Below are 12840 nucleotides of genomic sequence, written 5' to 3' on the forward strand. Positions count from 1 at the left end.
AAACTTTTAGCTTTTTCTTTACCAATAAGTAATTCAAAATGAATTTATTACAACAAGTCTCTACTATTTGCAGCCAAGCTCTCCAAGATGCTTTCCCGGAAATCAAAGATACACACGCTCAGTTTGTAGAAGTATCTCAAAGCACACAACCTCAGTTCGGTCATTACCAGTGCAATTCCGCTATGAAGCTTGCGAAAGTCTTGCAAAAACCGCCCAGGGTTATTGCTAACGAGATTGTTGCCAAACTGCAAAGTCCCTTTATTTCTAAAATTGAAATTGCCGGTCCCGGCTTTATAAATATTACTTTGGATGAGAAATTCCTTGAGAAAAGCTCCAATCAAATCCTGAATGATCCACGCTTAGGTGTGAATAGAACTACGCCTGCCCAAAACATCATCATCGACTTCTCTTCCCCTAATACGGCAAAAGAAATGCACGTAGGGCATTTACGTTCGACAATTATCGGTGATTGCCTTGCACGGGTGTTGGAATTTCAAGGGAACAATGTATTACGCCTTAACCATATTGGAGATTGGGGTACAGCATTTGGAATGCTGATCGCATTTCTAAAACGCAATCATCCGAACGTTCTTACAGGAGAAGAAAATACTGATCTCACGCACCTGGTGGGTTGGTATAAAGAATCTAAAGCCCTCTTTGATAACGACCCTGCTTTTAAACTTACCTCCCAGCAAGAAGTGGTCAAACTCCAGAGCGGCGATGCCGAAGCAAAGAAAGCTTGGGAAATTATTTGTGAGATTTCCCGCAAAGCGTATCAAGAGATCTATGATCTCTTGAATATTAAGCTCCAAGAAAGAGGCGAATCCTTTTACAATCCCCAATTGGCCGGTATAGTGGCGGAATTGGAAGCAAAAGGGTTAGTTGAAATTTCCGATGGGGCAAAATGTATCTTCCTGGAAGGTTTTAAAAACCGCGAGGGTGATGCACTGCCCCTAATGGTACAAAAATCCGATGGCGGCTTCAATTACGACACAACCGACATGGCTGCAATCAAACAAAGAGTGCAGGAAGAAAAAGGCGATCGTCTTATCTATGTCACAGATGCCGGACAAGCCACACACTTTGATATGATCTTTAAGGCAGCAGAAAAAGCCGGCTATGTTGACCCAAGCAAAGTAAAAACGGAACATGTTCCATTTGGACTGGTTCTTGGCGAAGACGGGAAAAAATTCAAGACCCGTTCCGGAACTACAGAAAGACTTATGGACCTATTGGACAATGCGATTATTGAAGCTGAAAAAATCCTTAGGGAAAAAAATCCCGGACTATCCGAAGAAGAAATCAAACATATTGCACACGTTTTAGGTATTAGTGCTGTCAAATATGCGGATCTATCATGTCACCGTACTAGCAATTATGTTTTCAGCTATGAGCGTATGCTCCGTTTTGATGGTAATACAGCAGCATTCCTTATGTATTCTTATGTTCGTGCAGAAGGGATCAAGCGGCGCACGGGTGCAAATATCGATGAACTGAAACGTGCAGCCACCATTACTCTAACACACCCTTCTGAAGTTACTTTAGCCCTGCATTTATTGCGTTTTGAAGAAACTTTGGACAGCGTGTCCGCAGATCTTCTTCCCAATCGACTTTGCGATTATCTGTACGGGTTAGCTGAGAACTTCAATGCCTTTTTTAGAGATTGCCGTGTAGAAGGCACTCCCGAAGAGAAGTCACGTCTTCTTTTGTGCGAGCTTTTTGCGACCACAATGAAATTAGGCTTGGATTTGCTAGGTGTTGAGACTGTCGAGAAGATGTAGGGTTAGTATTAATCCCGAAGTATCAGCAACCTTGTCCTAGCATAGAAGTGCGGCGACTTTTCCTTACAGTCGGACACATCTTTTTCTTGCATTATATTGGAATCTATCTTCAAATTATTGTAGTCCTTCAGACTGCATATAGAGGTATTCTGTTACCTAGGGCGATGCCCTAGGCTATTATAATTACGGGCTTTCAGCCCTAATCGTCCAGTCAACAGATGTATACAAAACGGACATTGGGCTGAAGGCCCAAAATTAATCTAGCCTAGGGCATCGCCCTAGGTATTGTTTAAACACATATATGCAGTCTGAAGGACTACAATATCCCATACAAAAGGCTAAGAAAAAAAGATGTGTCCGACTGTAAGGAAAAGTCGCAGCACTCCTATGCTAGGATACGCTTTTACATCAAAAGCATCATCCTTAACAGTCAGGAGGATGTTCGTTGACTTGAACAAACTACTCAAATACAATTCTTCTTTTTTTCGTAATTAAAAAGATAAATTATGATTCCTCCAAGTAGTTCTCTAAATAATAAAATTATTTACACCCAAAATCTAAGTAATAGTCCACCTCTAATAAATCCGACCTCTCTAATATCCCCTTCAGATATCGAATCGGATAGATATTTCCCTACGGAAACACCCTTGGATAAAGAAAGGCATGCAGCTTTCGTCGCTAAAATCATAGATGCTTGCTGTGTTTTAAATCCTGCTATTGCTATCGATAGAGAGACTGTTCTTCGGTGCCTAAATGCATGTGTCAATGATGAATTAAGCGCGCGCTGTTTATCTTCGGTGCCTGTCAACCTAAGGCAGATCCTCCGCTTTGCTTTGAATGCCCAAAATACAGATTTGCCTATTGAATCCTTCTTTTTTGCGGGATCCAGTGTTGTTTATAAGCTCGCTGACGCTATCGTCCAGGCCATTCAAGCTTCTGAAGCCAAAGAGCTCATCACTCCCCTCTTCCTTGCGAACCTCAAACGTAAACCGCATGATTCCGATTGGAAGATCGTGATCCAAAATCCGCCGAAAGATTCGAAAATCTCATTTTGGGATAATGTCGAGGCTTATACACGTGCGATATTATGTGAAATCGCATTAAAGAAAGGGCGGGATCTGCCGAAATCTTTCGATATCCCCGCTGTCTGCTTAGAGCTCGGTATTGACTATGAAGCTGTACAGGGGCAATTTATCCATATCAGCTTCAGAGACTGCGGGATCGACTTGACGATTGGACGCTTTGAAAAAGGAGGCCTTTTCAAGGACACACTCCCGGAGATCTCCATCATACCTTCCTCGTTGACGGAAGACCCTGCCGATCTTAAGACAGAGCTTTGCGATAACGGGACAAGCATCTTCCAGGCAGCCCTATTCCGCGGATATAAGGTATTGGCTGTAGATTCGCCGAAAAGCAAAAATGACCGGGCTTTGGTGCAATACATCCGACGGTCCTTGAATGGAGATGCCTGCTTTTCCGAGGCCGACTATCCGGCTTTTATGGACACATTATTCAAAAGCTATCCTGTTGGCCCGTCATGGGGAAAAGATATTGCGAAGAAATTCTGCAACATCAACAAAGGGCATTCTGACGCCCCCGTTCAACGCATCATTTGGAGCATGTTTTTATTCCTTTCTAGCTTGAATAAATTTCCACAGTATCCGGTGCCGCTGCTTCTCCAATCTAAAGCGTGGAAATGCCTACCCTTGTGTTGTTTTCCGCGTAATGAAAAGAGCAAGGGCATACTGTTTCATCTAAATCCATTCTACAGGTTCATTTTAGAGAGCAAGTTGCCTTGCGATATGTTGGAAGGTGTACTGGGGATAGCGGGCCTTTTGTCCTTGAGCTTTGCATCCCGCTGCGAAAACACCTCCTATAGTATTTCACGCCATCATGGCTCTAACCACCCCGCATTGTACCTCCAAGTCGAAGAAGATCTGCAAATTGCCTTGAATCCTGACCTTCTGACACTGTGCCATTCTCTGGAAGAGCATTACACTGCATTCTATAGTGAGTCTATACATACAGGAAAACTATTAGATCTTTTTTTAAGCTTTGTCAGCCTGCCGGAAACCAATCTTGCAGAGGAAAGTGTGATTGCACGCAATGCGCAAAAGCTGCCCTGCTCCCTTTCTGATACCGCTGCACTAGCGCATAAGTTCGTATTATCCACTGACTCTTTCTTAAATGTTGTAGGAACATCCATTCTAGTTGCGTTAAAGGCCTATGATGCAGATTTTGTCGATGAGAGCCTCCTCTGCTATGCCTTTCCCGTGTTGTTAAACTCCTCCGATCCAAAGATCAAAGATTTCGGCATCCGCCTAGCCAAAAAACACCTTTCCGCCCTGGCTCAAAAAGATGCTCCCCCTTTTCTGCATCCTAAGACACAGGCCTTTTCTCTGCCTCTCTGGTTGAACGCATTAGCTTTGACCAAACACCCCCGCTGCTGTGAGATTGCAGCCAAGCATTGGGTTATCAACCTCAAAGCTGAAAAACGCTCTTTCCAAGCTTATCTCCCCTTTATGGAAAACATTTGGAAGGTACAGCCGAGCGCTTTACTTCAGGTTTGGGAATCCCTGCTTCCGCATGACTTTGACACCGCGCAACAAAAGCAGCTATTCGCAATCTATGCCGACAGGTTTCTCACTTTGCCTGCCCACGCTATTGCTTTAGATTGTTTGAAGCCTTTCCTATTCTATATCCAGTCCTGCCTGGAGAACTTTACTGTCCCGGGCGAAGGGGCGCGGCTGCACGCCCTTGTCCAACGCATCTCAGAGGTCAAGCCTACATTACTTCCCCTCTGCCTACCTTTTCTTCCATTTCTGCCTCTAGATGCACTACCTCTCTTCAAGATGGGGACAATTGATGATATCCTCCAAGGCAAAATTGCAGAGGCTAAAACAGCAGAAGACAAAACGGCCCTTTATCAATTCATCCGCCAGAACATCCGCTTGCCAGGCATATTCTTCACCTTAATAGGTACGCCTTTACAGAAGGTTCTGGAGGGAACGGAATACCTTCCGGATTTACACGAACTATTCATCCAGGAGGCTTCCAAAAGCCAGCGCCAAAAAGCGCACATTCTTCTTAAGCTTTTCAACAAAGCTCCTGAAAAGATCCAGAGCATGCAAGATAGCATAACAGCTATCTTAAAAGATTTGATGGAAGATGATAATATTCCCCTAGAGCTGATCTTGCAGGTGTTTAATAAATGCTATTCCTACCCTAATAGACCTGCAGGAGAATTCTTATTAGAACCGCTTTGCCATTTGGGAGAAAAGCTTTTAACACGTAAGCTGAATTCTCTCACGCCTGTTGTCCGGTTAATCTGCACACATGACTCTATGCTGTTAAGGAATAAAACGGATCTTCTTTCCCGTCTGCTGAGAAGGCTGGCCCATGAAAATGATCCTGATACCTTCGAAATAACAATGCAGTTAATTCAAGTCTTAAAAAATGGTTCCACACTTCCTATTTCCATGTGGGAGAGCTTAATACACAAACTCAAATTAGCGGCAGTCCACCACGACTCTGTAAACCGCCATCATAAGCTGAAAGAATTTGTACAGACATTACCTGAGTTAAGGCAATTGTGTTGTCAGCTAGACTTAGATCTGCTAGCGCATAGGATAAGCACTTCGCCCAGTAATGCTGAGGACCACGCCAAGCTCCTTATTGCCAAACAACATGAATTAACCCCCACTCAGATACAACAGCTGCATTTCATCGTACAGAGGATGATAGCGGAAATGACTATACATAGCCCGATCCAAGCTACTACCTGGATTAAGTCCTCCATCATACTTGAATTTTTCAGCCTGGATGAACGCATCCGCTGTTCTTGTATATTATTACAAAATCACTTCGACAGTTCTCTATTCTTCTTCGTCTTGCAAATGTACGAAGGCTACAACAGAAAGGTTCATAAAGACATATTGGAACCGTTTGCTGTTTATCTGCTTAAGAGCACTCATCTTTTTTATGAATGCCGCACTCCGGAAGAAAAAGCTAAAAGGCTGCTCTTGTTGCCCCCCTGTAGGAATGGCAATTGGTATGAGCATATTCACATCGTCCTAAATGAACTTATACAAGAGAAAAAAATCACTGCTTGTACGCAAATTTTCCGGGCTGACAGGATGATGGAACAGCTCAGCGTAGAGATGAACGAGATATTCAACACATTATTCACTCTAGTCCCCCAAGATGACTCTAATACATTTAGAGAATTGCTTGAGCTAGTTTTAAAAACACCCACCATACTCAAAAATAATGTGTGGAAAATATGCTTAGCAAGAATACCGACATTGAAAGACAAGAAACTTACAGAGAATTTACTTTCTTCCTGGATCACTTGCCACCCCCTTCCCCCCGCGTCAGAGCTTGAAGGCGCACCCCTCTTAGAAAAGGAACTGCATTATAGGGCTATTGTCCTAGCTTGCACCGCTGCCGATCCATTTAAAGCGCATTTTTTTATGATCCCGGAAAGCGTAATGGTTCTGTTGAGAAATTTCACATCGGATGCGAAAGTAAGTACTCTTCAGGGAATTTTTTTAACCCATCTTTTGTCCTTGGAAGACTTGAGTACGAAAATGTCGTATATTCAAGCTATAATAGAAAATCTCTCTATGCATTCAGATTCCCTGCACTGCGTATTTAGCCCCCTGTGTCATGTATTAGCTGCAACACTTAAGGAAAAGCAAACGGTTCTAGCCCAAATAGTTTTCGGAAAAATAAATGTATGCATAGACCTATGCAGCGACCCTAAAAGCAAGACTATTATTTTAAAAAATAAAACAGCTTTGTCCCTTGCTATCCAAAACATTTTCAACAACTCATTGCAACAGGATATTCATGAGTTACTTAATTTCATTTCTAAGGTGAAGGAATTATTAACCGTTGAGGATCCTGTCTGGGTTACAGTTTTGCAATGGCTTGTCCAGCATCATGAACCATTGATTATGAAATCCGAAAAAACTTTCTATGATCTTCTATTTCTCATCCTAACATCCATCTCAATGACAATGAATAAACAAGAGAGGCTAAAATATAGTAGTGTTTTCGGTACGCCAGAATTTAGCAGTCTAATGAAAAATATTTGCCGCAATATCTACCAGATAGACCGCACAAAGTCTTTAACGGAATTTTTATTCACCTGTCTTCAACTCAAACTCATTCCATCTGAGATAGTGTTGGAAAGCAGTTGTTTAATTCCCAAAAAAACTGCCTCTGATACAAATTGTATAGAAGCCCTCGAGCATAACTTAAAAAGTGCATGCCTGTATTGTCATGAGAGCATAATGGACAATATTCATATCCTCGCCGCCATCGATTCCACTTTAATGCTATTCACAGTGAATAAGGATATTAAAAATTTTGAGCATTATGCCAAAAGGCTATTGAATTTTGCCTTTTATGACCCTACCGTAGAAGAATCAGAACATTTCCGATTTATTGTGATGCCTGGACAGTGTCCACCTATTTTGGGCTCTGATACAAAGCAAAAACCTTTCAATACTACCCGCTTCATAACCTGCATCTATCTCTTCTTGAATAGATTGCAATCTAATGAATTTGAAATTACTTCTGAGGCCTTCCTTCCTTTTGCACGCACCATTGTTCTATTGCTCTACGCACATATAATAATGTCAGACAATAAGAAGCTAGAATCTAATGAAAGAGCGGCATGGCTTCATGCTTTAATGAAATTTGTACTCTTACCGCGTAGTATTGATGCCAATGAATCCGCATTGATGAATTCCTATTTGGAACATATTTTAGAGATCGCACTAAGTTCTAATTTTCTAGTTAGAAAATCCGTAGAATTTGAAGCGCCTGATTTTTATAGAAAGCTTTGCAACCCATTTGAAAAGACTGACATTTTTAATAATATTAGCAACATCCGACTCTTAGCCCAGTCATGCGCTCAAATTGCTCCTAGAAGCTATCTAAATTTCCTGGAGCAAATTGAAGAGCGATTGAGACTCTTTAGCTATAACTATGATTTACCTTCCAGTATTTCCCTTTGCCAAACCTTACTTCTACCTTTAAAGCAAATGGATATGCCAAGCCAATATAAAAGCCTCTGCATCCATTGCATAAAAAACATCATGGAAAGCTGCGTTCTATTAAAATGTAACTTTACTTTGACTTTTGATGAAACTGTACGCATGAGTTTAATCAAACTGAAATCAAAGTATCTTTATATTTTAATAGATATCCATTTATCAAATAGAAAGCATTCTCTAGAGGTTAACCTAGAGAATGCTGAAAATTCTATTGCCATCGTCAGTTATGCTTATGTAAGAAATAACTTTAAATATATATTTGCGGCAGAAAGTCGGTTATTGCTTGTTCATGCCGCTGTCAATACTCTCACTAATATCCTTTCCTCCGGCTCCAACTCCAAGCAAATATTTAAATACTTCATCAAGATAGGGCGTCTGCTGCTCAACTTTACCTATAGTTCTGCACAACTGAAAGCCATCAAAGAACAAGCCTTCTTTGAATGTTTTCTAGATTTCTTTGCCAACCCCTCGGTGTTCGCAACATTAAAAAATGAAAACAATCCCCGTATTAGCGATATGATCACTTTGCTGATACGATCTTTTAACTTTTGCTTAAACCACGCACCCGATAAGCAAAAAATCGTCTGTTCAATCAAAAAAATCATTTCGTTAAAAGGATCCGCTCTTTCAGACCCTGTACTTTATTATATACACTTTAACGAACAGGTTTATTCGTATATCCCTCAAATCCTGAATAACCCTTCGGAAATTAATTTTGAGAAGCTAAGTGCAGAATTGACCAAAGTCAGATGTTATCAGGAAGGAGAAATGACGGATGAAAAGGCAGGAATGTTCACATACCATCTCCTGTATTGCTGTCAATTAAGATCGATGCTTACCCCTGATGAAGCTTCTGTTTTGGACCCTATTATTTTGGAGTTGATCCATTCAGTATTAAACTTAAAAAAGTCTTTTGATCCGTTTGTCCACCTCTTTGGCTTTCTAATAGAAAATGGAATCCTACTCAAAAATAACACCGGCTATTTCATAATTCTAACGGCTCTAGAGGATATGTCTCCTTACGAAGAAAAATTTAGGATTTTGTTCGTCAAGGCCACCCACAACCAGTGGTTTTGCGGTGATCAATCTAGAGATAGGAAAAATAAAATTATTGAAACCTACCTCAATGGCATAAATCCCGGTGAAAAACTTGTCCTTACTGATAACTCGAAACTTAGAAATTATGTATTGAATTTATGGGAGGTTGGAAATTTTACAAATTATGAACTATTAGAGACTCTTATTACGTCCTCTCTTCCGCCGGCTGAGGCTGCAAAACTTTTAAAATTTGGAATAAAAAAAGCGCTAGCCCATCAGAAATATACTATTGCAATCAGCTTTGTAATACTTTCAACGGCAAAAAAAATTCTTGAACCGGATTCGACTTTAGTAAGACATGCTTCAGCTATGTTCTTATTTGCCATAACTAAGCATAAAAATCACATTTCCATCTTTAACGATTTCATCAACACCCCCTTGATCAATATCCTCATTAAAGACAATTTAATCGGTTTGCGCAAACAACTTTTTCAATCCATAAAGACATTCGGTTTAGAGCTATCCTCAGACCATCTCATAAAATTACTCAAATTTTACAAGAAGGCCTGGCTGCAAGAACTGAAGCTTAATCCATTGCTGATGGAAGTGGAGGACAATGTAAATGAGCTTACTTCTCTCCAGGATATTCTCAATACTTTTATAGAATTCCATCCCGCATCGCGTCTTGAGGTTGAATTTTGGATCGTGGATTTCTTGCATACAATAAAAGTAGCTATTCCAGCTGAAGACTATCCAAAAGTTATATTAGACTTCGTTATGGATAGCCTTAAGCTATCTCAGCTTTCATCCCTACATTATATTAGTGAGGTATCCATACTTGAATACCTGCAAGATCTGCCGGAAACATCGTTCTATACTTGTCAGGGATGTACATATTTTTCAACTTTCTTATCAAAAAAGAAATGCACAGACGATAATTTCAAAGTGCAAATTTTTTTAATTGGGATCAACATAGCTCGTCGTGCTGTTAAGATGGGATATTATGACGAAACCATCCCTGTCATGAAAACTTTGAATGTCAGAATGGATAATCCTAATTTAAATGCATGGTCTAATAAATGGATCCAAGATCTCCTGTATTTGAAAGAAGTTTTCTTCTGCCGGAAAATGCTCCGAGAATCATTAATTTGTTTCGAGCTTCTGGTGCTTAATTCCCCTCAATACATCCGTCCAGAGGAGAAGCAACACTATTACTCGGTAGCATATTCGATGGGAGAATATCTTCTAGCTGCTAGGGTTGCTACTAAATATGGCTTATGGGGTGCTATCGACATTCCAAAGCTAATAGAAAAGCTTATTGTCATTACAAAGACGCCCAATGAACTGAATATTGTTTTAGAGATATTTAAAAATCAAACCATTCGTTCAACACATTTGGTCCTAAAACTATTAGCTCTATTACAAAAATCTGATGTTACAGCGAACAGCTTGAGACATTATCTGGAATTTTTGGAAGAAGTCGAAGTCTTGGAACCGCTTTCCCCCCCTTCGTTACGTAGAAATGCCTGGAACCTTGCCATTGGTTATCTTGCTATTATTGAAATCCCTCACGCCTTTATCAGTCTAAAAGTACGTTCTCTAAACTGTGCTTTTTTAAATGAGGAAGAACGCATACAATTCCAAGTACAGCAGCTTGTAGTTTCGCTCCGAGATCATAATTATACTCAAAACAATCTACAATATCTACTATCTCTCCGCACATCTATTAAGCTATGCAATGTCATCATTATCAACCAAATGAAAGTTGTAGATGATGCCCTAATCCATCTTATTAGCAAGGCTGAAACCAAAGAAACAATTTTCCATTTTGTAAAATTTCTTAATGATATGTTCAATCTGTCTTTTCAAAATTTCCTTCCTATTTACCAAAATCTAATGCTGTCGGCAACGTTGAAAAAGGGGGAAAATTTCTTCATAAAAGCTCCAAAAGAATTTATCGAAAACGATTTACTGAAGCTGTTTAATAATTCGTACGTATTTTTTAGAGGCAATTTTCAATCGATTTACAACCTACTGCGAAATATGCTAAAGCTCAATAATAATACTACTACCGAAAGAGCCTTTATATTATTTCAAGAGGTCATTAAGAAAGATATCCCCTCCGACGAAGAATATGCAAAAGACGCTGCGGATGCCCTAAAAGCTTTTTCAGAATACCCTTATGACTATTCTGAAATGAAAACAAAATTGGAGTCATTCCATAGGATTTGCAAGATACGGGTTTCAAAAAAACTCATGTCTAATGCCTCGATGGGTAAAACATTATATTATTTAATCTTGAACTTCTTCAAAAAAATCCCTTTGGAAGACTATTTAAGAAATTTCAGAGAGTATTTTGTCATATTTGAAAAATATAAATTTACTTTATCCACTACCATTGTAGCGCGTATATTTCTAAGAGAAGCTGCCATTAACCTTATTGAGAGGTTTGTTCTAAGTAAATATGATCCTAATACAGTCGTTCAAATACTTATTCCTGTTTTAAACCAGCTTTCTTTGTCATTGTGTACAAACAACTTAATTCTCAGTGAATCTTCTCTTAACGATCAACCTTCATTAAGAAGCCTTAGCAATGACTTTTGGACTTCTGAAAAATATGCAACAGCCCACTTAATCCTTATGGCTGAACTGAGCACCTTCCTCAAAGCAAAGAGTCCAACTGATTTTCAAGAATTAAGACAGTTTTGTCTTTCTGCTCTTATCAACACGCTAAAAGATTCCCCCCATATTGACATCTTGCAGGCATTGATAAATATGCTAGCAGACATTGAAAGCATGGATGTCATACAAAATGCCACTGACAGGATGGTCAAAGAAAGACAGATTGTTGCATTGTTAAAATTAAATCACAAAATGCTCTTTCAACTGGCTTTTATCCATTTTCACGGGGATTTAACAATACAAAACCTAAAGATTTTGAATGTTACTGAAGTAACTTTTAAAGATAAGCTGCAGGCTATTAATGAAATATTAGATTTATGGCTGCAGAATCTTAGATTTGAAGACATTTCCTTTATTGTTTCTGCAATGTTAAATTTGGCAAAGTCTACTGACGTTATCAAATCCCATCCGGAAATAGCTTTTCGGACTGTTATAAAAATTATTGAGTATTTAGAAACGAATATTCAGTTTACATGGAAACAAGAGGACACTCTCCTTACACTCTTAACTACATTTGTTTCGTTTATATGTGACAAGGGTCCTATCCATCCCACTCAATCGGAGGTTTTAGATCTTCTACAAAATTTCTGCGACCAGACAGCGGTGAAATTCCAGAAACAGAGTGTGAGTATGGCTGTGAAAAGCGATCTCTTGATAGCAAGGCTTGAATGCATACACATGAAACTTAGATTGAATCTTATTTCTCCGAAGATAGCTCAGAAGCTTATTTTACTTTTAATCCAAGATCTAGAACATATGAATTTAGAATCGAAATGTGCCTTAAACCGTTGTTTAGAATATATTCCTAAGGATGGATTTATTGATTCATACTTGAAACGTTTTAACCTATGATCATTATAAGGCCGCTAAGCTAAGACCCTGATTATGTGTGTTTGTCCTTATCACAAACTGAGTTAAATTAATAATTTTGTTAATAATATTTTTTAACTTAATTAGCTTATTTTAAGTCGTTGACGATAAAATATCTACTCCACATACTCACGCTTTTATATTCATTAATTATCCTATGAGTTGCTCAGTACAGCATGTAACTGCAAGTGGTCCTTTAGATAATTCCATTTCATTTTCTCATTCTTCCCCCAGAATGATCGAGCCGCATCCAGACGAAGATTTTTTTTTACCTTTAGAAACACCCTTGGATAAAGAAAGGCATGCAGCTTTCGTCGCTAAAATCATAGATGCTTGCTGTGTTTTAAATCCTGCTATTGCTATCGATAGAGAGACTGTTCTTCGGTGCCTAAATGCATGTGTCA

3 protein-coding genes are annotated in these 12840 nt (G+C 39.4%); all 3 read left to right on the forward strand.

Annotated features, from left to right (window positions below; genetic code table 11):
- Window positions 1-38: 38 nt before the first annotated feature.
- Window positions 39-1781: an arginine--tRNA ligase gene (gene argS, locus WC222_08300; protein ID MFA6916384.1), complete on the forward strand. Its 1743-nt coding sequence runs from the start codon at window positions 39-41 to the stop codon at window positions 1779-1781.
- 506 nt (window positions 1782-2287) lie between these two features.
- Window positions 2288-12418 carry a hypothetical protein gene (locus WC222_08305; GenBank protein MFA6916385.1) on the forward strand — a complete coding sequence of 3377 codons (10131 nt, stop codon included), beginning with the start codon at window positions 2288-2290 and terminating at the stop codon, window positions 12416-12418.
- Between the two features lie 175 nt (window positions 12419-12593).
- Window positions 12594-12840 (forward strand): hypothetical protein (locus WC222_08310; GenBank protein MFA6916386.1); only part of this gene is annotated, 247 nt, incomplete at its 3' end.

The sequence above is a fragment of the Parachlamydiales bacterium genome, assembly GCA_041671045.1.
In the GTDB taxonomy this organism is placed as follows: domain Bacteria; phylum Chlamydiota; class Chlamydiia; order Chlamydiales; family JABDDJ01; genus JABDDJ01.